At 38.8% G+C, this 23,999-nt stretch carries 22 protein-coding genes; 7 read left to right on the forward strand and 15 right to left on the reverse strand.

Annotation, left to right across the window (positions count from 1 at the left end):
• Positions 1 to 32: 32 nt before the first annotated feature.
• Positions 33 to 635: a porin family protein gene (locus RYH73_RS04100; protein WP_335312003.1), complete on the reverse strand. Its 603-nt coding sequence runs from the start codon at positions 633 to 635 to the stop codon at positions 33 to 35.
• A 267-nt stretch (positions 636 to 902) separates the two neighbouring features.
• Between RYH73_RS04100 and RYH73_RS04105 the strand changes: the two genes are divergently transcribed.
• Complete coding sequence (locus RYH73_RS04105; RefSeq protein ID WP_335312005.1) at positions 903 to 1,118, forward strand: hypothetical protein; 216 nt, start codon at positions 903 to 905, stop codon at positions 1,116 to 1,118.
• Positions 1,119 to 1,243: 125 nt separating this feature from the next.
• The gene (locus RYH73_RS04110) at positions 1,244 to 2,986 is read left to right on the forward strand and encodes a S41 family peptidase (RefSeq protein ID WP_335312007.1); all 1,743 of its coding nucleotides are present in this window, start codon (positions 1,244 to 1,246) and stop codon (positions 2,984 to 2,986) included.
• A gap of 31 nt (positions 2,987 to 3,017) precedes the next feature.
• On the opposite strand, the gene RYH73_RS04115 is transcribed toward RYH73_RS04110, so the two are convergent.
• Both RYH73_RS04115 and RYH73_RS04120 read right to left on the reverse strand, forming a co-directional pair.
• Positions 3,018 to 3,743, reverse strand: a complete 726-nt coding sequence (locus tag RYH73_RS04115; RefSeq protein WP_335312009.1) for a LytR/AlgR family response regulator transcription factor — start codon at positions 3,741 to 3,743, stop codon at positions 3,018 to 3,020.
• Positions 3,744 to 3,759: 16 nt separating this feature from the next.
• Positions 3,760 to 4,767 (reverse strand): sensor histidine kinase, encoded by a 1,008-nt coding sequence (locus RYH73_RS04120; RefSeq protein WP_335312011.1) that lies wholly within the window; start codon positions 4,765 to 4,767, stop codon positions 3,760 to 3,762.
• 267 nt (positions 4,768 to 5,034) lie between these two features.
• On the opposite strand from RYH73_RS04120, the gene RYH73_RS04125 reads away from it, so the two are divergent.
• From RYH73_RS04125 to RYH73_RS04135, 3 genes are all read left to right on the forward strand, one after another.
• Entirely contained in the window at positions 5,035 to 5,220 is a 186-nt protein-coding gene (locus RYH73_RS04125; RefSeq protein WP_335312013.1) for a hypothetical protein, read from the forward strand.
• Positions 5,221 to 5,516: 296 nt separating this feature from the next.
• The gene (locus tag RYH73_RS04130; RefSeq protein ID WP_335312015.1) at positions 5,517 to 5,888 is read left to right on the forward strand and encodes a BlaI/MecI/CopY family transcriptional regulator; all 372 of its coding nucleotides are present in this window, start codon (positions 5,517 to 5,519) and stop codon (positions 5,886 to 5,888) included.
• A gap of 28 nt (positions 5,889 to 5,916) precedes the next feature.
• Positions 5,917 to 7,614 (forward strand): energy transducer TonB, encoded by a 1,698-nt coding sequence (locus RYH73_RS04135; RefSeq protein ID WP_335312017.1) that lies wholly within the window; start codon positions 5,917 to 5,919, stop codon positions 7,612 to 7,614.
• An 86-nt stretch (positions 7,615 to 7,700) separates the two neighbouring features.
• On the opposite strand, the gene RYH73_RS04140 is transcribed toward RYH73_RS04135, so the two are convergent.
• From RYH73_RS04140 to RYH73_RS04195, 12 genes are all read right to left on the reverse strand, one after another.
• Complete coding sequence (locus RYH73_RS04140) at positions 7,701 to 8,480, reverse strand: succinate dehydrogenase/fumarate reductase iron-sulfur subunit (protein ID WP_335312019.1); 780 nt, start codon at positions 8,478 to 8,480, stop codon at positions 7,701 to 7,703.
• 26 nt (positions 8,481 to 8,506) lie between these two features.
• Complete coding sequence (locus RYH73_RS04145) at positions 8,507 to 10,444, reverse strand: fumarate reductase/succinate dehydrogenase flavoprotein subunit (RefSeq protein WP_335312021.1); 1,938 nt, start codon at positions 10,442 to 10,444, stop codon at positions 8,507 to 8,509.
• Between the two features lie 45 nt (positions 10,445 to 10,489).
• A complete protein-coding gene (locus RYH73_RS04150) occupies positions 10,490 to 11,263 on the reverse strand; it encodes a succinate dehydrogenase cytochrome b subunit (RefSeq protein ID WP_335312022.1) in 774 nt (257 codons plus the stop codon).
• A 344-nt stretch (positions 11,264 to 11,607) separates the two neighbouring features.
• Complete coding sequence (locus tag RYH73_RS04155) at positions 11,608 to 13,161, reverse strand: Do family serine endopeptidase (RefSeq protein WP_335312024.1); 1,554 nt, start codon at positions 13,159 to 13,161, stop codon at positions 11,608 to 11,610.
• Positions 13,162 to 13,441: 280 nt separating this feature from the next.
• A complete protein-coding gene (locus tag RYH73_RS04160) occupies positions 13,442 to 14,011 on the reverse strand; it encodes a DUF3109 family protein (RefSeq protein ID WP_335312595.1) in 570 nt (189 codons plus the stop codon).
• A gap of 52 nt (positions 14,012 to 14,063) precedes the next feature.
• Positions 14,064 to 14,840, reverse strand: coding sequence for a DUF3108 domain-containing protein (locus RYH73_RS04165; protein WP_335312596.1), 777 nt, complete (start codon positions 14,838 to 14,840; stop codon positions 14,064 to 14,066).
• A 34-nt stretch (positions 14,841 to 14,874) separates the two neighbouring features.
• Positions 14,875 to 15,402 carry a DUF2480 family protein gene (locus RYH73_RS04170; protein WP_335312026.1) on the reverse strand — a complete coding sequence of 176 codons (528 nt, stop codon included), beginning with the start codon at positions 15,400 to 15,402 and terminating at the stop codon, positions 14,875 to 14,877.
• Between the two features lie 111 nt (positions 15,403 to 15,513).
• The gene (locus tag RYH73_RS04175; RefSeq protein ID WP_335312028.1) at positions 15,514 to 17,619 is read right to left on the reverse strand and encodes a peptidylprolyl isomerase; all 2,106 of its coding nucleotides are present in this window, start codon (positions 17,617 to 17,619) and stop codon (positions 15,514 to 15,516) included.
• A 145-nt stretch (positions 17,620 to 17,764) separates the two neighbouring features.
• Positions 17,765 to 18,325 (reverse strand): LPS export ABC transporter periplasmic protein LptC, encoded by a 561-nt coding sequence (lptC, locus tag RYH73_RS04180; protein WP_335312030.1) that lies wholly within the window; start codon positions 18,323 to 18,325, stop codon positions 17,765 to 17,767.
• Positions 18,326 to 18,402: 77 nt separating this feature from the next.
• The gene (locus tag RYH73_RS04185; RefSeq protein ID WP_335312032.1) at positions 18,403 to 19,716 is read right to left on the reverse strand and encodes a hypothetical protein; all 1,314 of its coding nucleotides are present in this window, start codon (positions 19,714 to 19,716) and stop codon (positions 18,403 to 18,405) included.
• A 118-nt stretch (positions 19,717 to 19,834) separates the two neighbouring features.
• A complete protein-coding gene (locus tag RYH73_RS04190; protein ID WP_335312033.1) occupies positions 19,835 to 20,815 on the reverse strand; it encodes a DUF6427 family protein in 981 nt (326 codons plus the stop codon).
• Positions 20,816 to 21,072: 257 nt separating this feature from the next.
• Positions 21,073 to 21,921 carry a UDP-2,3-diacylglucosamine diphosphatase gene (locus tag RYH73_RS04195; protein WP_335312035.1) on the reverse strand — a complete coding sequence of 283 codons (849 nt, stop codon included), beginning with the start codon at positions 21,919 to 21,921 and terminating at the stop codon, positions 21,073 to 21,075.
• 319 nt (positions 21,922 to 22,240) lie between these two features.
• Here RYH73_RS04195 and RYH73_RS04200 point away from each other — a divergent pair, with 319 nt between their 5' ends.
• Both RYH73_RS04200 and RYH73_RS04205 read left to right on the forward strand, forming a co-directional pair.
• Entirely contained in the window at positions 22,241 to 22,795 is a 555-nt protein-coding gene (locus RYH73_RS04200; RefSeq protein WP_335312037.1) for a hypothetical protein, read from the forward strand.
• A 169-nt stretch (positions 22,796 to 22,964) separates the two neighbouring features.
• Positions 22,965 to 23,870 carry a helix-turn-helix domain-containing protein gene (locus RYH73_RS04205; protein WP_335312039.1) on the forward strand — a complete coding sequence of 302 codons (906 nt, stop codon included), beginning with the start codon at positions 22,965 to 22,967 and terminating at the stop codon, positions 23,868 to 23,870.
• Positions 23,871 to 23,999: the final 129 nt, after the last annotated feature.

Genomic DNA, 23,999 nt, shown 5'->3' on the forward strand with positions numbered 1-23,999 from the left:
AGATCACTCTTCTGCTTTTTTGCTATTGAGGGCTAAAATAAGCGATAGCCAACACCGATAGTCCACAAGTTTATTTTTTGCGATTCGGCACCGTCTTTCGTTAGGCTACTTAACCCATGCTCATAACGTAGGTCGGCTCTAAACTTCATAATATCTACTCCTACACCGCCGGTAAGAGCAATTGCTTGATTTCGATAGCTTCCAGGTCTTGTAGCATCTCCGATACGATCAAAAATGGAGTTATCCTTATCAATTAAAAAAGAGATAACCGGACCTACTTGAACACGAGCAGCTATGGGGCCTAATCCAATTCGAGTGCCTAGTAATAGTGGTAGATCTAAACTGGTAAAATTGAAATCTACTTGCGCATTATTTTCATCTGTAAGTTTTGCTTCTGCGTTTTTACCGGTTATATACAGTTCCGGTTGAAAATGAAAACCAGCTCCACCGATCCGGGCCCATAATCCCGCCTGATAGCCTGTGCGACTGCTCTTATCGAACCAGTTTTCGTCTGTTTTTAAAGAGGAAAAGTTTAATCCTCCTTTAATACCAAGTTGAAAAGTAGGGAGTAACTGTGCGGAAGCAATCGTCATTGTACTGATCAGTATACAAATAGATAAAAGTGTTTTTTTCATGTTAATACTCGTTTTTTAATTGTTAATAGCATAATCGGTAAGGTTTTAATAGCTGTTGACCATACCGATACCAGATTCCACAAATTTCGAGCCTAAAATAGAGAAAGAAGCCGTTAATAACATATATAAATCATCGCATACACGATGCGATTGTATTTAACTAATAGGCCAAGATTGTGCGCTTATTTCGTGTTCGCAAATGTCAAGCATTTTAGCTAAGTTTGATTTAGTTAAATTTTATTTTAAGTTTGTTTAAAACCAACATATATGATGTCTTTTACTTTAAATGAAGCTGATTGGAAGGTTCTCAGAGAGAAGATCAAGCGGAAGTATAATCATCTTACTGAAGAAGATTTAGCCTATCAGGCGGGAGAGGAAGAGGATCTCGTCAACAGGCTATCCATACGTGTAAAAAGAAAACCGGAGTATATCTTGTTTACATTACAGAAAGGGCTAGCCGATTTATCGGGAAATAGACTTTAATGTAAATTCAGGGACCTTGATTGACCGCCAATCTACATCAGATTTTATACATTTAAGTAAGCAATTAGTCAACGCTTCAGAACCTATCCCTGGAGCATTGATTTTCTATCAATAAATAGAGACTGATGAATAGATTCATGAAAAGTAGTTATATCGTTAAGCTACTGATAGGACTTATCGTAGGGGGGATATTGATGGCGTTCACCCACGTTAAAGATGACTTCTTTGCGATTGGAAAAAACCTCGAAATCTTTGCGGCTCTTTATCGGCAGGTCAGTACGACCTATGTTGAGGAGGTAAATCCAAATCTTTTGATAAAAAAGGGAATCAACTCGATGTTGGAGGAGTTGGATCCTTATACCGAGTTCGTTCCTGAATCAGATCTTGACGACTTTCGCCTTCGGTATATCAACACACAATATGCGGGTTTGGGTGCTAGAATTGTAGGTCTGGAAGATAAAAGTATTCAAATCGCTGAAATATTTGAAGATTATCCCGCTCATAAAGCGGGATTAGAGGTTGGCGATGAGATTGTAAGTATCGATGGCCAGTTTGTTCAGGGAATGGCTGCAGAAGATGTCAGCCATCTATTAAAGGGTGAAGAAGGGACACCGATCAAGCTAACGGTAAAAAAAAATTTAACAGGAGTACGGGAAAACAAAGAGATCGTTCGCCGGAAAATAATACAACCTAATATAAGCTACTCAACTATATTACCGGCCAATATAGGCTATATAAAGCTGGACAAGTTTTTAACAGGAGCGGCAGATGAAGTGCGTAAAGCAATCCTGGAGATGAAGCGAACAACACCATTAAAAGGGCTGGTGTTAGATCTGCGAGATAATGGTGGCGGTATTCTTCAGGAATCGGTAAAGATCGTGAACTTTTTTGTTAAACAGGGACAAGAAGTGGTTTTTCAACAGGGAAGACGGGGCGATAGTCGATTTGCTTATGTGACTAAGCAGGCCCCTTTAGCACTGGAATTACCGTTAGTTGTATTAATAAATGAACGTTCAGCCTCTGCTTCCGAAATTGTGGCGGGAGCTTTGCAGGATTTAGATCGAGCTGTGGTGCTTGGAAGGAAGAGCTTTGGAAAGGGGCTTGTGCAACAAACTTACCGCTTGCCTTATAATAATATGGTAAAAGTAACGGTTGCGAAATATTATACACCATCAGGAAGATGCATTCAGGCGCTCGACTATGCGCATAGGGATAATCGTGGTAAAGCGATAAAGATTAATGATAGTTTGATCACCGAATTTAGTACAGTAGCGGGAAGAAAAGTTTATAATGGTGATGGTATATCACCCGATATTGAGGTAAAGGAAAAGAAAACAAGTGCTCTTATTCAGGAATTGAAAAATAAATTTTTGATTTCCGGATACGCAAATAGGTATTATCATACACATGATTCACTGATGAAAGACCTTCAGTTGTTTCGTTTATCAGATGAAGACTATAAGGATTTTTTAAGCTATTTATCAGAGCAGAAATTTACCTATAGTTCACGCGCTGAAAAAGCCTTTCAATATCTTCGTTCCGCTTTGGAAGACAGTAACCAAGTTAAACAGACTGTGCCTGAATTGGAACTATTGGAGCAAAAAATTCAGTCGCTGAAAGAAAAAGATTTCATGATTGGTAAAGGAGAAATTGCGGCAGCACTTGAAGAAGAGATTGCATCACGCTATTATTTTCAAAGAGGTAGATATCGTATAGCGCAAGCAAAGGACGAAGCCATAAAGAAGGCACAAGCGCTTTTAGGGGCAACGGACCACTTGGTGTATAATAATGTATTGTCCGGGAAGGGAGGCTATCATACTATTGGAAAACCGCGAATGCATTTAGCTTCAGCTGAATCATTGAACTGAGTTCACTAAGAATAATCGAACAACTCCGATTTTAGCTATGTTTCTCGCCAATGCGCTTAAAAAAGGAATCTCGGTAGGTATCCCCTATTGGAACTAGTTTTTCTTTCAATGAAATTCGGCCACGCTCTATACTCTCAATTTTTTCTAATGCCACAATATACGATTTATGCACCCGAATAAACCGTTCTTCAGGAAGTGTTTCCTCCATTTTTTTCATGTTTTGCAGCGTAATTATCCGCTCGCTGGAAGTGTAGATCGAAATATAGTCCTTTAATCCTTCAATATAGTAGATATCGTCGTAGTCGACACGTTGAATTTTATGTTCGGTTTTTACGAAAATAAACTCACTGTTCTTCGTGTGGTTTTGCATCGATTCAATCTGTGAACCCTTTTGAAAAAATTGTGTTTTTTGACCAATGACTTTTTGTATCGATTTATAAAATCGATCAAAGGCAATTGGCTTCAGCAAGTAATCAGTAACATTAAGTTCGTAGCCTTCAAGTGCATACTGTGGATAAGCGGTTGTGAGAATTACATCGCATTTTCCATTTATAATTTTTAGAAATTGAATGCCGGTTAACTCAGGCATTTGTATGTCTAAAAAAACCAAATCAATTGCACCTTGTTGTACCAATCCCAATCCCTCAATTGCATTTGTCGTCGTAGCAGACAAGGTAAGCTCCGGAACTTTTTGAATATAATCTGCTATAATGTCTAATGCCAAAGGCTCATCATCAACTACTAAACATCGTATCATGGTTCATCAATTTGCTTTATAAATATACAAATAATTCACTGCTGTAGTAATCATCGTTGTCTTGCACGATAAAGGTATGCTTTTCGGGATACCCGAGTTCCAGTCTTCTTTTAAGATTTGTGAGACCAATGCCTCCGGATTTATCTTTATTTAGCTTATTCTTCTTATTCTGTGCCTTAAAATGTAGACGACTGTTTTGAACTTCAACTGTAATCCTGATCGGATGCTCTTTATCCGTTGCTACACCATGCTTAAAAACATTCTCCAGAAATGAGATTACTAACAAAGGCATGATGCGGTGTTGATAATTGTCAATGTTGATATGCAGATCTAAATATACCTGTTCTTTTACACGAAGTTTTTGAAGTTCTATATAATTTTCAAGATAATTGATTTCATCTTCTAAGGATACTTTTTCATCGTTACTTTCATATAGCATATAGCGCATGATTTCAGATAACCTCAATATGGCTTCCGGGGCTTTATCCGATTTTTGGTAAGCTAATGAATAAATATTGTTGAGCGAATTAAAGAGAAAATGAGGATTAATCTGCGTCTTTAGAAATGCAAGCTCTGCATTTAACTTTTCCGTTTCAAGCGTTTTCCTGGCCTGTTCCATTTGATAAGAGTTTGTAGCCAATCTAAAAGCATAACCCAATAACATGAAAAAGAGGGTAATAATAAGTGCGGAAGTAAAATACTCACCTTTGGTTAAAGTGCGTTCCATATGGTCGCCATAATGCATAAGAATCGGCTCGTTATAGACGGCGATTGTTAATTTGATAATGGAACTGACGAATAGAGAGCAAGCAGCGATGATAAAACCTGAAAGATAACGCTTGTTTCCGATAAAATAAGGGGCAATATAGAAATAAGTCAGATAAAAAATCCCAATATTAAATAGCGAGAATAGAATATAAAAAATTACGTGCGGGAAACTATTCTTATTATCGTTTGCTAAAAATAAAAGCGTGGCCAAAATAAGCCAAACGAGTATATGATAAAGGGTATGATTTTTCTTCATGCAGGCTAAGCGCTCTTATTTTTGTCCATTGCTTTTATATTTACTTACAAGATAACAAATATATCCTTTATGTGGCAATTTGGCCCCTCTGATATACTAACTGACTTTTAAACAGGATGAACTCGCAGAAATAAACGATGTAGTTAGTTTCCCGTTTGTCTAGAAATATAAAGCGTTAGTCTAAAAAACTTTATGGATAAGGAAAACCATCGTTTATTTGTAACATCATAATATAATAAAGAAATGAACACCTTAACTCCTAAAAATATGAAAACGCTTTTATCAAATATCTCTCCGTTCTTATTATTATTGATACCGATATTAATAGCTGCATTGGTAATATGTACGCACGTTAAGACGGAAGTTGTGCAAAGATCCGCGGATTTAAATGCCTCCTTTGCTACTATTCCCAAATATTTAAATGTAAAGGCCCTTCTCTTCTCTTTCGATTAAGCGAACGAGTACTATTTAGGAGAAAGGCCATAAGATTACCCCCACTTGATACGATGAAACCATCATGATTTATTCAAACCACACAGGGGTATGAATAAATCTGATAGCTTCATCGCCACTAAAACCGCCGAAGGCAGCATGAATGCCTTTAAAAACATGTAAATAATGAATAAATAAATTTAAACGGATGAAAAAACGCCCATTTTTGAGGGTGTTTTTTTTTGCTTTTAAATAACTAAAAAAATAGTTGTAAAACTAATTTTTTAGTTTTATGTTTGTATTATAAATTTTAATATATGGAAATCAAGGAATTAACACGCGCCGAAGAACAAGTTATGCAGGAACTTTGGAAACTGGGGAAGGCATTTGTAAAGGAGATCATTGAGCAGTTAGATGAGCCTAAACCAGCCTATAATACGGTTTCTACTATTATTCGTATTCTGGAAACAAAAGGGTTTGTTAGCCATGAAAGTTTTGGAAAAAGTCATCGTTATTTCCCCAAGATAAGCAAAGACACCTATAAAGAGTTTGCGGCGAGTAAATTACTTTCGGGGTATTTTGATAATTCTCCGCGGAGTATGCTTTCGTTTTTTCTACAAGAAAGTAAGTTAAACATAAGGGAAACGGATGAACTTTTAAAGCTATTAGAAAAAGCAAAGAAGAAATAGCATGCGTTAATCATTAAAAACAGTAATTATGATGAACTATCTAATTATCGCCAACATTTACCTAATCTTATTTTACGGGTTTTACAAATTTTTTCTTGCAAGAGAAACCTTTTTTCAGGTAAATAGGGCTTATCTAATAGGAACCACGAGCTTATCATTTATTTTGCCATTGATACAGCTTGAATGGTTACAGGATATCTTCAGAACCTCTACTGTATTCGTAGCACGCTCAAGTTTGGACGCTGTAACCATTTATGCAGGAGACAACGTTGATTCGGTTAACGCGGAAAGTGGGATTGCTATCCCGTTTTGGGGCTATATTTATATGAGTGGATTATTGGTGCAACTTATCCTGGTGATCAGGAAATTCATTCATTTAAAGAGACGTTTGCAAACAACTAATGAAGGCGATGCTTATTCATTCATGCATGCGGTCAAAGTAGATGTTGGACAGCAGGGAAGCTCAAAAATTCTTCGTCATGAACTGATACATGTGCGGCAGTTCCATACACTCGATGTTCTTTTTTTGGAATTGATCAAACTATTTAACTGGTTCAATCCAGTAGTGTATTGGCTGGCAAATTCCCTTAAGTTAACGCATGAATATATTGCAGATGAGGCCGTAAATACCAGCCAAGCAGATAAAATAGCCTATGCAGAACTATTAATTAGCCGAACCTTTTCGGTCTCCTCATCGGTATTGACCAATAATTTTTTGAATCAATCATTTATAAAAAATAGGATCGTTATGCTTTTAAAAAACAAATCTAGAAGACCGGCGCTTTTAAAATATGTTTTAGCAGTGCCATTGTTCATTAGCATGTTGATATTTTCATCAGCAAAGGTGAGTGATAAGGCCGAACGTTTAACAGAACTTGCCCTTGGTAAGGCCGAAGTTGAAAATTTTTATAAACTAGTAGGAACTCAGGTAAGGTATCTTGATAATGCAAAGGCCAATGAAGTACAAGGAGCAGTGGATGTCGCTTTTGTAAAAGAGGCAGATAACTTGGAAGCAAAAGTTCTAAATACCATTAGCGATGGTCAAGGAGCGGAAGTATTACGAGTACTTCGGTTACCAGAGGTAGTGAAAGAAATGCCGGAAGGCAAGCATGTGTTACGGGTAAAGTTTCTTTTGGTGGGAACGACCGTTAAAGAGAAGCTCGATGTGCCCCTGACTGTGCCTGCAGGATATCAACAATTAGAGGAAGTGGTTGTAGTAGGTAAGCCTACCTCTCCCGAAAAAGCAAAAGAATCGAGAGATGGTATCCCTTCTCCTAAAATTGTACAAGTTAAAAGCGCAAGGTCAAATAAGGATATTCCCCCGCCGCAGGTTGTGTTGGTGAGGACGGATACTACAAAAACTGTAATGGACTTTAACAAGGTAGAAAAACAACCACAATTTCCCGGCGGATTGCATGCCTTTTATAAATGGATAGGGGAGCAATACAAATACCCCGCGGAGGCTAAAACGAAGGGAATAGCAGGTACTTTACATGTGAGTTTTGTTGTAGAATTGGACGGATCACTCAGTGAAATTGAACTATTAAAGGACTTAGGCCATGGAACCGGGGAAGCGGCTATCGCCCTCTTAAAAGAGTCTCCAAAATGGGCGCCGGGCCTCATGGAGGGCAAACCTGTACGTGTTTATTATACCCTTCCTATAAAATTAAATTTAAGCAACCCAAAACCGCAGGAAAAAACGGGGCAGAATACCTCAAGTCTTTAATACAATCTAAGCTGGTGTATATATGAAAAAAGCGGTTTCCTCAGAAGAGGAACCGCTTTTTGCTTAGTAGTTAGTGTAAAACGATTTTATGAGTGTGTGGTCTTTTCTTTAAAGAACTTAGCATTAAGATAATCCCTATTCATTCTAGCGATGTTGGTCAACTTAATACCCACAGGACATTCTGCCTCACAGGCTTTAGTAACGGTACAAGCACCAAAGCCCTCTTTATCCATTTGTTCTACCATCGCCTGTGCTCGTTGATAACGCTCAGCCTGTCCTTGTGGTAACAAAGCATATTGCGATATTTTAGCGGAGACGAAGAGCATTGCGGATGCATTTTTACAAGCTGCAACACAAGCCCCGCAGCCGATACATGTTGCCGATTCAAAAGCTTCGTCGGCTTTAGGCTTAGGGATCGGGATGACATTTCCATCAGGAACACCACCCGTATTGACAGAGACGTATCCGCCAGCTTGTTGAATGCGATCGAAAGCTGTACGATCAACTGCTAAATCTTTGATCACAGGAAAAGCCGCGGCTCTCCAGGGCTCAATGACAATGGTTTGTCCGTCATGAAAGCTGCGCATATGCAACTGACAGGTCGTTGTTCCTTGTTTCGGGCCATGTGGCTGTCCGTTAATATGCAATGAACACATACCGCAGATACCTTCACGACAATCGTGATCAAAATATATAGGATCTTCTCCTTTTCTTGTAAGGTCTTCGTTTACAACATCAAGCATTTCCAAAAAGGACATATCTGAAGATATACCATTTGCTTGTATCGTAACAAATTTGCCTTTTGAAGTTTCATTTTTTTGACGCCAAACTTTCAGCGTTAAATTCATTGTTTTTTCTTCACTCATGATGCTTTATATATTTGAGTGGTTAATTATTTATAACTTCTTTGGGTCAACTTCACATTCTCAAATACGAGCGTCTCTTTGTGAAGTGTTTCCGGTTGATTATCTCCGTTATACTGCCATGCAGCTACATACGTAAAATTGTCGTCATCCCGTTTTGCTTCACCTTCCGGTGTTGCACTTTCTTCGCGGAAATGTCCTCCACAAGATTCACTGCGATTCAAGGCATCATCAACCATTAATTCTCCAAGTTCTAAGAAATCCGCTACACGACCGGCTTTTTCTAAGGAGAGGTTTAACTCTTCATTATCGCCTAGCACCGTGACATCGTTCCAAAACTCTTTTCGAAGTTCTTGGATCATTCCCTTTGCCTTCTTCAAACCATCTTCGTTCCGCGCCATGCCACAATATTCCCACATAATATGACCGAGTTTCTTATGAATATCATCTACCGTTTTCGATCCTTTTAAACTCAAAAGTTTGTTGACTTTTTCCTCCACCTCTTTTCTCGTGGTTTCAAAAGCGGGATGATTTTTATCAACTGGAGCAAAACTTCCCAGACTGGTAAGGTAGTCACCCACGGTATACGGAATTACAAAGTAACCGTCGGCTAACCCTTGCATCAAGGCAGAAGCGCCTAATCGATTTGCCCCGTGATCGGAGAAGTTACATTCACCTAAAGCATATAATCCTGGAATACTGGTCATTAAATTATAGTCGACCCACAGTCCGCCCATGGTATAGTGTACCGCAGGATAAATACGCATCGGTTGTTTGTATGGGTTCTCGTCCGTAATTTGATAATACATATCAAACAAGTTTCCGTATTTAGCACGTACGGTATCTTCGCCCATACGTTGAATAGCCTCTGCAAAATCCAGGAATACGGCTAATCCGGTTTTACCAACACCCCTTCCTTCGTCACACATCATTTTTGCATTTCTGGAAGCAACATCGCGAGGAACAAGGTTTCCGAAGGATGGATATTTTCGCTCCAAGAAATAATCCCGATCTTCTTCTTTGATATCAGAAGGCTTCGACTGTCCTTTTCTAAGTTTTTCCGCTAATTCAACGGTTTTAGGAACCCATACTCGTCCATCATTACGCAATGATTCGGACATCAGGGTTAATTTCGATTGGTGATCGCCCGTTACAGGAATACAGGTTGGGTGAATTTGGGTGTAGCAAGGATTTGCAAAAAAAGCACCACGCTTATGGGCTCTCCAAGCGGCAGTTACATTACAACCCATTGCATTGGTAGATAAGAAGAAAACATTGCCATAACCGCCGGTGCATAATAGGACTGCATGCCCTTCGTGCGATTCGATTTTGCCAGTCTTTAGATCACGCGTAACAATCCCTTTAGCATGCCCATCAACCATTACGACATCCAACATCTCGTGGCGAGTATACGATTTTACTTTACCGGCATTAATCTGACGGTTCAGTGCAGAATAGGCGCCTAACAAAAGTTGTTGCCCTGTTTGCCCACGGGCATAAAAGGTACGGGAAACCTGTGCACCCCCAAAAGAGCGGTTGTCTAGCAAACCACCGTATTCCCGTGCAAAAGGAACACCTTGTGCCACACATTGATCAATTATATTGACAGAAACCTCTGCTAAGCGATAGACATTCGCTTCACGCGCTCTGTAGTCGCCACCCTTGATGGTATCATAAAATAAGCGGTATACACTATCACCATCGTTCTGGTAATTTTTTGCGGCATTTATACCTCCTTGTGCAGCAATAGAGTGAGCACGACGTGGACTATCCTGGTAACAGAACGTTTTTACATTGTAACCTAACTCAGCAAGTGATGCTGCAGCGGAAGCTCCTGCTAAACCTGTTCCGACCACAATTATGGTAAATTTACGTTTATTAGCAGGGTTAACTAACTTAAGATTGAATTTATGTTTTGACCATTTTTCGGCTAATGGGCCCTCTGGTATTTTAGAATCTAACATCATCTTTATTCTATTTTTATCACAAATTAGCGAGCTAAAGCGTGAATTTTATTTACAAAAGAAAAAATACAATGGCATTGCAGCAAATGCTATTGGAATGATAATGCCAAACAGCCATACTGCCAAAAAGCGCACAATTGGTATATATTTTTTATGATCGAAACCTAAGGATTGAAATGCACTGTTAAAGCCATGAATTAAGTGAAAAGATAGAGCAGCCATGGCCAGCACATAGAATGCAACCAGAAGCGGATTCTGAAAAGCATACGCAACTTGTTTGTATAAATCACGTGCTTTTGTTATTTCTTCTCCATCCTGTGTAAACTTTTGGTAATCCGTAAATTCAGATGCATTTAATTCCGTAAACTGCGTTTCAAGTGTGTTTAAGTTCGTACGATATTCTATATAAGGTACTTCATCATTGTGGAATTTCCACCAAAAATTTGACATATGGGTAGCTATGAAGACTAAAAGCACGGTCCCTAAAATACCCATGTTCCTTGAGTTCCAAGTGCTGTTTTTATTACCTGCATAACTTGCATAACCAACTGGACGCGCTTTCTTATTATGCAGCGTTAATAATAATGCATAGATAGCATGAATTATAATAGACGCGTACAATAGATAAGACACTGCCTTTATAGGAGGAAAGTGCGTCATGAAATAGGCATAGTCATTAAAGGCTTTGCCTGCATCATCCTTAAATAATTGGAGATTACCAATCAAATGCACGATCAGGAATGTACATAAGAACAAGCCTGTCAAAGCCATGATTAGTTTTTTCCCTAAAGTGGAAGTTAATGCTTGATTAAAACTACTCATTTTGTGTGTTAATTTTATTAATGGTAGGCAAAGCTATTTATTTGATTTAATAATGACATAATAATGGCGATCTATTTACGCAATTTAGAATGGTTCTAATTTTTGACGAATTTTGCGCAATTTTATCACACATTTATTCGCATTCATTTTTGACAGACGTGTTAGCTTTTCGAAGGAGCCTTTACTAAACGGTCTGATTGATAGTTTGTTGTAGGTTCATTTCGATTTGGCCCTTTTGGAACGTTCTTAGGTATGCAGTTTAGCACCTTATCGAGAAGAATTATATAACAAAAAAGGGCTCTTCTTTCGAAGAACCCCTTCTGTTAAAGGTTATATATACTGTGTTATTTTAAAGGGAAAGTGGATGTATAACGGGCGCCATCTTGTGTTACACCACTGAGTTGAATCATGTCATTTTTACCATAACCCAATGCACTTTCAACATCGTCTACATTATTAACCGGCTTGCCGTTAATGGACGTGATAATAAATCCTTTTGGAACATTGTACTCCGCAAATAAGCCATCTCTTCTAACTTCGGATACGACAACACCTGATGAAATATTGAATTTCTTTTTCAGTTGTGCATTCGCTGGAATAAAGCCTGCCCCAAGTTTATTGTAAAGTTCGGCAGTACTGCGATTGCTACCGCTCTTTCCTTCTTTGTCCGATTTAATGGATTCATCACCTTTCAACGTTACAGAAACTTCTTTCTCTTTTCCATCACGTTTGTAAGTCAATTTAACTTTGTCTCCCGGGCGGAGTCGTGCAACACGCTCCTGTAAATCAGGGCTCGAATAAATGACATTTCCATCAATTTTCGTGATAATATCACCTTTTTTCAATCCCGCAGCAGCTCCTCCACCATTTGGTACGACGCTGTTAACGTAAAGACCGTTAATATCTGCAACACCCAATTCTTTTGCTAGCTCGGTATTAAGCTCTTGGAAAGTCACACCCACATAGCCACGTTTCACACTTCCATATTTCACAAAATCGTCCGCAATCTTTTTAACTAAATTAACGGGTATCGCAAAACCATAGCCTGCATAATAGCCACTTTGCGACATAATGGCGGCATTTATGCCGATCAGTTCGCCATTGGCATTGACCAAAGCACCGCCACTGTTTCCTTTATTAATTACGGCGTCCGTTTGGATAAATGATTCGACAGCTGAGCTTGCGGGCACATTATTCGGGTCAGCGCCATTTTGTTGCCATTGTTGATAAAGGTCTTGTCTTTGTTGATCGGCGAGTATACCAATTGCTCGGCCTTTCGCGCTTACAATACCCGCGGTAACCGTAGATTGTAGACCAAGTGGATAACCAACGGCTAATACCCATTCTCCAATATTAACATTATCCGAATTTCCCAATTTAACGATCGGTAGATTCGTCGCATTTACTTTTATCAATGCTAAATCAGTGTTGGGATCACGGCCGATGACCTTCGCATCATAAACCTTTTTATTGGTGAGTTCAACGGTGATTTTGTCAGCACCTTCTACCACGTGGTTATTTGTTACAATATAACCATCATTGGAAATAATAACGCCGGAACCGGAAGCTCTTGCGGGTTGCGCTTGACGCTGCCGTCCTCTTGGTGCGCCAAAGAATTCTTCAAACATATCTTGAAAAGGATCACCGCCCGATCTGCCGGATTGTTCGTATTCCGTTTTTATATGAACCACCGCGGGGCTAACTGCCGCTGCTGCCTGCGTAAAGTCAAGATTGCCTGTTGAGGCTGATATGGTATTTGGGTTATTCGCGTAGTGAAGTTGTTGCCGTTCTTCAAACGACATTTGGCTAATTTGTTTTTTCTCCAACAATTTGTAACCTCCAACAGCCACCGCTCCACCAATAAGGGCTGTTAGTAGTGTCAATCCTATTTTTTTCATTTCTATTTTATTTTTTTAGCGGTTGTTAAACTACGTGGAGTCTGATGACTGATTACTGGGATACGGCTTTTTCGTTCAAGGAAAATTCTGTCAGAATTGGAGTCCTAGTAAAGTCCTTCGCTCTCCTATTTGTTTTAGTCAAGTCTGCAAACTTTGATTTGACTAGTTCAAAAGTAATACCATTTGGTGTTTAAAGTCAAATTTTTGGCTTGTCATTTCTGTTAAAAAATGTTAAAGAAAACTTAAAAAACAGGACTTATATGAAAATATTACAAAGGTATTAAATATGAGGGGATTGTGCGGCTTCTTCCAGCTCCTTATACCATTCTTCGCCATACTTTCTGATCAAAGGTTCTTTCAGAAAACGATAAACCGGAACTTTTAATTCTCGTCCATATGAACAGGCGTCGTGGCAAATGTGCCAGCGATCGTAATTGAGTACGTCAAATTCAGGATACTTGGTAATACGAATGGGATATAAATGACAAGATATAGGCTTCTTCCAATTTATAAGGCCGCGTTGATGGGCGATCTCGATGGCACATTTTGTAATGCCATTTTCCCACGTAACATAGGCGCATTCCTTGTTGCCATCAACACAGGGAGTAGTTAAATCACCTTCTTCATCTACTACATGTGTTCCATTGTTTTCAACAGTTTCGATCCCTTTGAGGGTCATAAAGGGTTTCACTTTCGGGTAAATTTCCGCCAAAATCGCCAGCTCGTGCTGATCGAGTGGCGCACCTGAATCTCCTTCGACGCAGCAAGCTCCTTTACATCTGTTCAGGTTACAGACAAATTGCTCTTTAATGATTTTTTCATTAACCAATACGTCACTAACTTCAATCATCATGTCGTTTTTGTTGTATGACAAAATGTCGTTTTCGCGTCTTTTTGTCGTTTTATTTAGTCGTTTTTAAAGGATATTTTAGGCCTTTGACACCTGTAAGTTCCAATGTTACCGCTCCGATTAAAATGTCCACCTGGGCTTTCACCGGAATTCGATTGCTGTCATCTGTCACCCAAAGATGAAGTTTACTGTCCTTTTTAAAGACGCGCCCGGGCTCCAGCGATGGGCTAAACCGCAGGCATCGTAGTTTTCCCAGTGGGGTTTTTATCGTCTCTTTACCTAAATAAGTGATATAGAGATAGGCTAAAGAATCTTTTAAAAAATAAGAAAGTTTAAAGGATTCCCCTTCCTTAATGTTCGATAGATCAAGCGTACGTGAAAAATAATAGGCAGACAATAAATCGAATGTTTGTGACTCTTTGGCGGTAAAATTACCACGTGTTGCTTCGATCTTCTTCTTATCTTGATAAAATCGAATTTTATCATTTCTCCTATACTTACCCTCTTTGATATCTTCGCTAAAGAAATATGGAAGATAAGTGCTTTGATCAATATAAGAATCATATTGATCTCGAATATTGTAAAATACACTAAAGGCTTTTGAGGTTTTACCAACGGCATTTAAGTGGTATGTAGGTTTTCCATCAAAGGTTAAATCAGAGGGTAAAACTTTTAATACACCTTCTGCTGCCGAGATAAAACCATATTTCAATTTATAGGTCAGCTCCTCTCCCGGTTGAAATACACCATTCTTCAAATAAGGCAAGGCCTGTGCAAATACATGTGCTGTAAATGTGATCGAAAGAATAAGGGTGAGTAGTTTCTTCATCATACTAATTAATCGCTGGCGTCCTCTGGAAGCCTTAGACGATATTCGATGTCGTTCGTTTAAATATAGGAACTGTAGAACAGGGTTCACCGTACATAATACTTTTAGCCACTTTTGATAATTTATGCGCAAAAGTAACGAAAGCTGATTCTGGAATTTTTATATCTCCGCAACCTTTAACAACTACGCGCTGATCTCTAAACTGTTCCATATCGATATTTGATAGCGCGCGTTCAAAAAGCATATCCTCAAAGACATTTTCTGTCCCGAAAAAAAGCTCATTTGCATAGGGCTCTAATTTGTTCGCTAAGAGCATATAGGCCCAAGTAGGAACAATGGCGTCAGCCGTACATGTGATAAGTACGTTTTTACCGGTATACTTAGACCAGTCATTTTCTTTCACAAACGCACGAAAGTCTTTTTCGCGCAAGATAAGTCCCTGAAAGAGATTTTCCTTTATGTCGTAAATTGCTGTTTCCGCTTTTGATTTGAGTGAAGCCAAATCGAAGGTTAGCAGACCACTGTTCGCAACTCTATTTACTATGTTTTCTTGAATTTCCATACCCTTCAAATTAATTACAAGGTCCCGTTTGTGCCATTTTTGGAACAAAAAAAAATAAAAATCCGGATAGATTATGCGTCTATCCGGATACAAAGGTATGAATAAATAATTTTAGTAGAACCTCACACGGTTGTCCTTAATGTCTGCTTTATCTAATAAAGCCTGGAAGGACTGATTAGAAGCTCGTTGTCTTACTTGTTGTCTAACCTGTTGTTTTTGTTGATCAACTTTGTCCAATGCGGCTGGATTTACAAAGTCAGTAACCTGCACCACATACACACCTTGATTGCCTTCGATCGGTTTGGATAGCTGCTTAGGCTGTAACCCAAATACAGTGCCGACCACTTTATTTTCTTGTGCAACACCGGGTAAAATAGGATTCGCGAAAACGATGTTCTGTTCAGCTTTTGCCGTTTTCCCTACTTTCTGGGCTACTTGATCAATCGATTTTGCCCCTTGTAACGCATCATGCAGCTTTTGTTCCAGCCTGATCGCTTTTGCTTTGTTTAATACAGCTGGCTCAATCTCCTTCTTCACATCTTCCAGCGATAGTTGACCTTTTGGACGAATATTGGTAAGCTTAGCTACAACATATTGGTTGTCCAGCTCATATACCTTATCTGTTAAATCACCTTTTTCTGCTTTAAAGGCCCACTTAATGACTTCTCTAGGTGTTTCAAGATTAGGTAGGTAGCCCTGCATCGGGGTAATATTGTCTGCATGTTCAACCGTTAAACCTGCTTTTTTAGCCTCTTCAGTAAAGTTTTGACTCGTTGTTTTTCCGAAGAAATCAGAAGCTTTACTATAAGCTGCTCTCAGCGTTTCGTTGCTGCTTGATACGCTCTTATCGATAATGGCCGCTTTTACTACTTTGGACATACCTTTTTGTGCATCTACTTTAATGATGTGAATTCCATATTGTGTATTTAAAACGAATACGTCACCAGGTTTTGCATCAAACACAGCATTTTCAAATGCAGGAATCATACTACCTCTAGCAAAAGTACCCAATTCACCTCCGTTGTCTTTCGTTCCATCAGTACCAAATTCCACGGCTAAAGCAGCAAAATTACTGCCCTTTAAAATCAGATTTTTAATAGAGTCAGCCTTTGCCATCGCCTTGTCCACACCACCCTCTGTGGTCGGATTGAGCAGGATATGACGCGCAGTAACTGAATCCGGGCTATTTCGTACATCCAATATTTTGGCAGACTCATATACGCCATTTGAATATACAGGCCCTACGGTTGAACCTTTTGCGGCATTGAATACTAACGAATCTAAAGCAGGGCTCAGGGTTCCTTTCTTTATATAGGAAACCGGTCTTTTCTGCTCCGAGTTCGAAACAGCAAAAAGAGAGTCATTGGTAGACTTCTTTAATTCTTCTGTTAACTTGTTAATGGTTTCTTTGGCAAGTGCCGTATCCTGAGCAGTTGGCTGTGCATTAAATACAACGTAGTCGAATGATCGGGTTTCCATCTGATTTTTGAAAGCCGCTTTATGCTCATTGTAGTAATTTTGATAGTCGGCGTCCGTTAACTTGATATCTTTATCAGGCACGGAAGCGTAATCTAATAGAACATAGCTGAAATTTGCTATTTTACTTCGTTGATTGTAGTCTTCAGTTGCCTCCAAAGAAGTTACATAAACACTGTTCTGTATTAGGTTATTATATTTCTGTTGCATGCGACTGTCTCTCATTGCTTCCAGAAAGGTGCCCCACTGTCTACTCAACTCACTATTAGCAGGTTCTTTTGCCACATTGGCAAGAAATTGATTTAATTGATTGCGATCGATTTCACCGGTTTGCGGGTTACCGAAATTCTGCGCGATCATAGGCGACGGATTTTTACCGGTTACCATATCTTGCAGCTCATTTTTCCCTACACCCAGGCCAATACGCTCAAGTTCTTTGTCCAGCAGTAAGTGCCTCAAATTTTGGTTCCATGCATCTTCAACCGCATAAGCCGTCATTTGCGGACTCATATTGCCTCCCATTTGCTGGCGCATATTGTTGATGCTTTGTTCCACTTGATTGTTAAAATCTGTATACGATATAGATTCTCCGTCTATACTACCTACCTCATTTTGATGAGATGCCCAAAACGGGGTTCCGAAGCGGATAACGTCGCCTAATAAAAATGCTACGATTGCCAAACCGATAATTACTACAATGATTATTCCCGCGCGGTTTCGCAAAAAGGTCATTAATCCCATATGCTCTTTATACTATTTTGATTGAAGGTTTTAAGTTCTTTATTATTGCTTTATAAGTATTTAAAATAAAAATTCAACAAATTTTTAAATGAGGGCGCAAGATACAATTTTTAACAATAAAAAAAGTATTTACTGTTTAGTATTGTCATAATCCATCCCCCTCTTTTAAGTTGTACACACCTCTAGCCCCATTAATTTTGCGATGCTCAAAGTTTTCATCCGCTTCAAAGAAATTTCCTTCCAAAATACTGCCATCAGGACTGGTGATGGTTAGCGGCAGCTTGTTGAAGAAGATGCGCTTATCGTTATCCCAGAAAAGTTCTTCCGATTTAAAAATTGTTCCATCGGCCATGGTTACAACCACATCATGTCTCAATTCAACCAAGTTCTTCTTTTCAAAATACAAACCATATTTAGCGGTTACTCTTCGTTCCTCTTTTTTATCTTTATCATAAAAAATCAAAAGAACATCTTTCGGGAATTCGTAAAAAGGGCTGTCGATATTGTGCTTAATCATTTTGCTGGAGATCAGCTTAGCTTTTACGATTGCCGAATCGCTGTAAATAACGGTAACTCCATAAGAGATATCGACGGGTTCCTCCGCATTGATATTTGCAATACGTTCTACTTCTTTCAGGTCGTTTTCACATGAGCATAAAAATAGGCCAGCAAAAAATAACGAAACCATGGTTTGCTTAAAAACCATGGCTTGCCTTTTATGGAACATTTTGATGAACTTATTAGTTACCAAATACATTTCATTTACTATTGCTCCCTGACTAACTAGTCGTACCTATACCGTTGGAACCAGCGGTCATTTAGCATAAAGGATACGGTAAAATTAAAATACCTTTCCTTAACTAAATTGCTTGTCAACGTCCCCCTTTGCCCGTATTCAGCTGTTAGGTTGATTTTGTAATAGGCCTGAATACCTGATTGTGCCCGGATCGGAAGACCTAAACCTAAGCTAACGGCCATATCTTTTATATCTTGTCCGTTTAAATTTAAGTAGGTTTTGTCATACCGTAACCCAAATCGGTAATCTACTACATTCCAATAACGGATAGAGGTAATGTCCGGTGTCCACTGGCCTCCCAAACTTGCTCCGTAGCTATCTTCGAATTTTGTTTGATCATCCAAAATGGAACCATCCTTATAATCTGACCATTTGGCATAACGGAGGTCTGCACCTAATAACCACTTGTTGGCACGATTAATACTGAAACCAAAGCTATGCCGCATGGGAAGTGTTATCTTTTCTTCATTACCAAAGTAAGATGACACCGTGTCTAAGACCGAGTTAATGGTGCCATCCGATATTGTACTCGATATCCGCGTTACGATTTCGGAAGCCGTAGAATTGAGTTTTGTACCCAAGCTGTTTGTATAACCAAGCGTTAAGAGCGTTTTTTCATTCAATGTTGTATGGTATTGAAGACCTAAATCATAATTGAACCCATTGATATCTCTCTTATTCTCAATTCGAGAGTTGGTAGCACCCAATTGATTGGGGTATTCGATCCCGCTTATATTATTAAGTTTTCCGAAAAGATACGACACATTCGCACCCACACTGAAATATTTTCCGATTTGTACACCGTAGCCGATATAAGCCTTACTTAGGCCTCCTTCGCCTGCAAAAGCTCTGTTAGCTTGCGTTGTATCGCCAGTGCCAAAAGACATAGGAGAGGCATAATTATAACCCATATCTGAAAAAGGCATCAGGCCAAAGCTAAAGGCGGAGCGTTGACTTAACGGAATGGCGAAATTAATATGATTTAAAGCAAAATTTCCACTTGCCTCACTATTCCCACCCTTTTCAAGGATGGTTCTGTTCATGTACGCTCCGATATCAAATGTCGATAAATGAATGCTGGAATAGGCGGCCGGATTGGCTACGTTAATATTGCTATAACCGCCTAAACTACGCACGCCCGTTGACAGTCCTCCCATTGCCCTATATTGAGGTAATTGATCACCTCTTAAGGCGCCCAACCCAAATGCCGAATAGGGAGAGCTACTGTTTGATTGCGCATTAGCGGTTGCACTAACGCATATTCCAATAATATAAAGGTATTTCTTAATGTGTAATCTCATGCGGATCTACTGTTCATGAAGCTATATATGTCAATTCAAGACTGCAAAGCTATTTATTTTTTAGTTGTGAAGTGGGGTGTTTTTGTTAAAAAAGGTTAAAACACACAGTTTTACTCGTTTAAAAAAGTTGAAAGTATAGAATGGCAATGATCAAAATCGCGTAAACACTTTCATAAAACCACCTGGTTTTAGCAAAATTGAAATAATAGGCCATATAAATCGAAATGGGTGGTGCACATATTAAAAAATGATATTGGGGTGCATCTGTTTTTAAATAGTATGAGCAGATGCCAAATAGAAACATGAAAAACAACAATTGAAATGATTTTCTTACATGAACGATACTTTTATAGAAATTTTCTCTTAAGGTGTTCAAAAAGAGAATCAGAACAAGGGCTAACGGTAGCAACACCCAATAATCGTAAAGCTCTATATGGAAGGATGTGGGAATTGGATTTGTTAAAGGTTTCCAGATAGCGTAAAATTCTTTGATGCGATCATTCCACAGATAGATGATACCAAGCAAGAAGTAGATGGTTAGGAAACCGAGTAGTCCCGCAATCCATTCACGCCAATCAAAGGGTCTAAAGATGATGAGTGCTATCCATAGTAGCAAGAACATGAGGATAAAAGGAAAGTAAAATAACGTTCCAACAGCGACTAACATACCCAGGTCGTACAGGGTTGACTTTACTTCTGGACGATGGTACGTCTTTAGCAGTTTGTCAATCATCCAGATCAGCAAAAAATTACAAATGAGTGTAGGTGTTAATGCCAGAAAGGGGAGTAAAAGACTTGCGGTTGTTACATACATCAAGGCGGGTAAAAAGGTAGGCCTTCCCAGTAAATTATGATTGTCAACAATGCGGTTTAGTAAGAGCGCTTGTGCAATAGTAATTGCTAAAGTAATCAGAATGCTTGATAGTGGCGTAAAGGTTAAATCATTTGCATTTTTCACAAAAGCCATAATCGCCTGCTCAAAAAGAATGGGGTGAAAGGATTTAGGCATATGAATGAAAGCGCCTATACATAGGAAGAAAGCGATGACTATTAGAAATAGAAGATTGGAGGGAGTAAATTTCCTAAATAAATTGATCATTACCTGCTTTTCCTTGACTCATCAGTATAAGACAACAATATTAACATAATCCGGATAAAAACTAAAATCTATCTACCGTCAGTATGGTGTAAAAGCCCGCAAGGCCCCATTGATACCCTGCAAAGGTAAACAAGATATCAATAATTCAAAACGAGGTTAAGCGTGGCTTAAAGGAGTTTTAGGAATTAATTTCGCAAGGAACGATTCCATCGTTTTCGGTTGCCGATCGGGGTGAATTAGGGCCATTCTTTACCCTTTTAACCTTCTGCTTTCAACAAAGCCAATAGCTTGTTAACGTTCAATTTTTCGTTCAAATCTTCGCTCTCAGCGGGATCGGTATCTTCTAAGGCTATTTTCGCAAAATCATCTTGGTTATAACGATAAATCTCCCATTTACCTTGATTGTATTCCAAAGCCGTTAGGTTCTCCACCCAGTCGCCGGAATTCAAATAAGTAACCGTTCCATTTTCCGTTATAATCTCTCGTATTTCAGGCTGATGGATATGACCGCATACAACATATTGATACCCTTTTTCAATGGCGAGCTCTGCGGAGACTTTCTCGAAGTTATTGATAAACTTGACAGCATCTTTAAAACTTGCCTTTATTTTCTTGGAAAAGCTCATCTTTCCTCTCCCCATTTTAACTAAACACCAGTTTACAAAACTGTTCAGTAAGATGAGTGAATCATAGCCAATTGCACCTAACCGGGCTAACCATTTGGAATGTTGCATCGTTACATCAAAAATATCGCCATGGAATATCCAGGCCTTGCCTTTTGACAGAGGCAACACTAACTTATTGCTGAGCTGTAGGGAGCCTAGGTTGAAATCGGCAAATTTTCGCAACATTTCGTCGTGATTGCCTGTCAGATAATGAACAGGAGTACCTTCGGCGACAAATTTGAGCAGTTTGCGAACTACTTTCATGTGGCTCTCCGGCCAATAGCGTTTACTAAATTGCCAGATATCAATAATATCACCGTTTAATATGATCTTTTCAGGCTTAATGCTCTTGAGATAAGTGAGCAGCTCTTTCGCGTGACATCCGTAGGTCCCAAGATGAACATCTGAGATAACTACCAGTTCTATTGCACGTTTTGACATCAACGTATAAACTTTGCATACAAAGTAAGCCTTCTGTTGTTAAGTTGCTGTTAATTAGGTGTTATATTTTATTGCTAATCACCTTATACCTTTTCCCCATATCGCATATCTATCTACTGGTTAGCCGAAAAATTGGTTCCATAATCCGACCTTTTGGAATTGATGGCGCTGGTTTGCCGAACTACCTTTGTATTATCAAAAACAAAAAGGAAGAACAAGAATCATTAAGTAAAATAATTTTTTGTTTCGATCGAGAAGAAGCGATTAACTTCTTAGCAAGAATAAATGATAAAAAACTTTACAATTAATTTTTAGCAACATGAAAAAGGTAATTAAACTGAGTACATTTATATTAGCTGCATTAACTTTGCTTACATTTTCCGCTAAAGCGCAAGATCGCGAAGGCTTTCGTTTGAGTGTGGGCCCTGAATTTGGTTTACCGATAGGGGATTTCGGTGATGCCTACGACTGGAGCGTGGGAGGTTCTGTTCAAGCTGAATATCCAATCCTGAACAACGATTTATACGTAACCCTTAATGCTGGTTTCAATAATTTCTTTGCAAAAGATATCAATGGCATTTCCGGTAAAGATTTGCAATTGCTTCCGGTAAAAGCGGGGCTTAAATATTTTCCTGTCGGGAATTTTTATGTTCAAGGTGAGGCCGGCGTGTCTTTTTTAACCAACAAGGATGATATAGGGGCTACCAAATCTGCCACGTTCGTATATGCACCACAAGTAGGCTATCAATTCGGTTTGGGCGGCAAGAGCTACTTGGACGCAGGTATACGTTTTCAAGGCAATAGCAAATTTACAGACAATGGAAGTAGTAACAACTTCTTAGGTTTAAGGGTAGCTTACGGCTTTGGTCTATAAAAGTCTCCTAAAAGCTTAGTGATTTTTGTTTATTTAAATTTGGCCTGTTTCCTTTGGGAACAGGTTTTTTTTGCGTGTTTTTGACATTATTCATATGTTAATATGATATTCAATTTACGTTGAAATAGTGGGATATGCTTTGCTTTGCATTGATCAAAAAGGTAAATATATGAGCAATTTTTCCCATAAATTGATAATAGCCGAAAAGAACGACGCTGCTTCTCATTCCATGATGGATGGAAATCCTGACTTTATTGTCATGCAGGCTGATCGAAATACATTAACCAATTTGTCCAATTTACATTTGTACGAATACATGGCCTTTATTCTAAATCTTAAAGGAGAGGGGATCGTAAATATGGAAAAGTATTCTTTTAAGCTGGCCCCAGGTAGGCTGTACCTGATTAAGCTTACATCAGCAACTTTATTCGAATCGCTGACCTCAGATTTTCAGAGCTATGTTATTCTTTTCAAGAAGGATTTTATAATCAACGCCGTTTTTCATGAACCCCTGATTGAAAATTTATTGGTGAATGGTTTTGATGAACCCGCTATTTGTACTTTAACAAAATCAAATTTTGCTTCCATTCAATTAACGTTCAAACGATTAGATCAAGAGTATCATAATAGTAAACTGTTTCGGGATAAAATGTTACGATTGCTGTTTATTGAGCTGCTTTTGGAAACGAGCCGTACCAGCACGCAGGTTTCTGTTAAGGCGCTGACCTTGCCTTCACGGCAGCAGCAGTTGGTGAATAAATTTAAACGACTTATTGATGATCATTTCTTGACCAAAAGAACGGTTCAAGAGTATGCGGAACACCTTTTTGTGACAGCCAAACACTTAAGTGAAGTAGTCAAAGTGTATACAGGAACAACCGCTTTGTATATGATCCATAGTCGCATCATAGAAGAAGCTAAATATTGGTTAACCACCTCAAATTTAAGTATTAAAGAGATTGCGGGAAAACTTAATTTTGATACCAGTTCACATTTTAGCCGTTTTTTTAAGCACATTGCGGGCTATAACCCAACTGCCTTTCAACGGCTTTATAGTTTACAATATGTGAGATAGTACTTTATTAAAGGTGTGAAAAAGTCTCTAAAGGAAGCTAACTAGGTAATTCGCTATCAATAAAAAATAAATAATTATTAACTTTGCAGCTTAAAAAAACATTAAACGCCGTTTGCAGCGGTATCAATG

This window comes from Olivibacter sp. CPCC 100613 (genome assembly GCF_036959255.1).
Taxonomy (GTDB): Bacteria; Bacteroidota; Bacteroidia; order Sphingobacteriales; family Sphingobacteriaceae; genus Olivibacter.

What these genes read in the sequence shown, in the direction of transcription:
- RYH73_RS04160 (WP_335312595.1), bottom strand. Translation starts at nt 14,011, where the DNA reads ATGATTGAAGTTAGTGACGTATTGGTTAATGAAAAAATCATTAAAGAG.
- RYH73_RS04115 (WP_335312009.1), bottom strand. Translation starts at nt 3,743, where the DNA reads ATGATACGATGTTTAGTAGTTGATGATGAGCCTTTGGCATTAGACATT.
- RYH73_RS04130 (WP_335312015.1), top strand. Translation starts at nt 5,517, where the DNA reads ATGGAAATCAAGGAATTAACACGCGCCGAAGAACAAGTTATGCAGGAA.
- RYH73_RS04140 (WP_335312019.1), bottom strand. Translation starts at nt 8,480, where the DNA reads ATGAGTGAAGAAAAAACAATGAATTTAACGCTGAAAGTTTGGCGTCAA.
- RYH73_RS04165 (WP_335312596.1), bottom strand. Translation starts at nt 14,840, where the DNA reads ATGAAGAAACTACTCACCCTTATTCTTTCGATCACATTTACAGCACAT.
- RYH73_RS04200 (WP_335312037.1), top strand. Translation starts at nt 22,241, where the DNA reads ATGAAAAAGGTAATTAAACTGAGTACATTTATATTAGCTGCATTAACT.
- RYH73_RS04205 (WP_335312039.1), top strand. Translation starts at nt 22,965, where the DNA reads ATGAGCAATTTTTCCCATAAATTGATAATAGCCGAAAAGAACGACGCT.
- RYH73_RS04135 (WP_335312017.1), top strand. Translation starts at nt 5,917, where the DNA reads ATGATGAACTATCTAATTATCGCCAACATTTACCTAATCTTATTTTAC.
- RYH73_RS04190 (WP_335312033.1), bottom strand. Translation starts at nt 20,815, where the DNA reads ATGATCAATTTATTTAGGAAATTTACTCCCTCCAATCTTCTATTTCTA.
- RYH73_RS04175 (WP_335312028.1), bottom strand. Translation starts at nt 17,619, where the DNA reads ATGGGATTAATGACCTTTTTGCGAAACCGCGCGGGAATAATCATTGTA.
- RYH73_RS04100 (WP_335312003.1), bottom strand. Translation starts at nt 635, where the DNA reads ATGAAAAAAACACTTTTATCTATTTGTATACTGATCAGTACAATGACG.
- RYH73_RS04110 (WP_335312007.1), top strand. Translation starts at nt 1,244, where the DNA reads ATGAATAGATTCATGAAAAGTAGTTATATCGTTAAGCTACTGATAGGA.
- RYH73_RS04105 (WP_335312005.1), top strand. Translation starts at nt 903, where the DNA reads ATGATGTCTTTTACTTTAAATGAAGCTGATTGGAAGGTTCTCAGAGAG.
- lptC (WP_335312030.1), bottom strand. Translation starts at nt 18,325, where the DNA reads ATGGTTTTTAAGCAAACCATGGTTTCGTTATTTTTTGCTGGCCTATTT.
- RYH73_RS04195 (WP_335312035.1), bottom strand. Translation starts at nt 21,921, where the DNA reads ATGTCAAAACGTGCAATAGAACTGGTAGTTATCTCAGATGTTCATCTT.
- RYH73_RS04120 (WP_335312011.1), bottom strand. Translation starts at nt 4,767, where the DNA reads ATGAAGAAAAATCATACCCTTTATCATATACTCGTTTGGCTTATTTTG.
- RYH73_RS04185 (WP_335312032.1), bottom strand. Translation starts at nt 19,716, where the DNA reads ATGAGATTACACATTAAGAAATACCTTTATATTATTGGAATATGCGTT.
- RYH73_RS04155 (WP_335312024.1), bottom strand. Translation starts at nt 13,161, where the DNA reads ATGAAAAAAATAGGATTGACACTACTAACAGCCCTTATTGGTGGAGCG.
- RYH73_RS04150 (WP_335312022.1), bottom strand. Translation starts at nt 11,263, where the DNA reads ATGAGTAGTTTTAATCAAGCATTAACTTCCACTTTAGGGAAAAAACTA.
- RYH73_RS04125 (WP_335312013.1), top strand. Translation starts at nt 5,035, where the DNA reads ATGAAAACGCTTTTATCAAATATCTCTCCGTTCTTATTATTATTGATA.
- RYH73_RS04170 (WP_335312026.1), bottom strand. Translation starts at nt 15,402, where the DNA reads ATGGAAATTCAAGAAAACATAGTAAATAGAGTTGCGAACAGTGGTCTG.
- RYH73_RS04145 (WP_335312021.1), bottom strand. Translation starts at nt 10,444, where the DNA reads ATGATGTTAGATTCTAAAATACCAGAGGGCCCATTAGCCGAAAAATGG.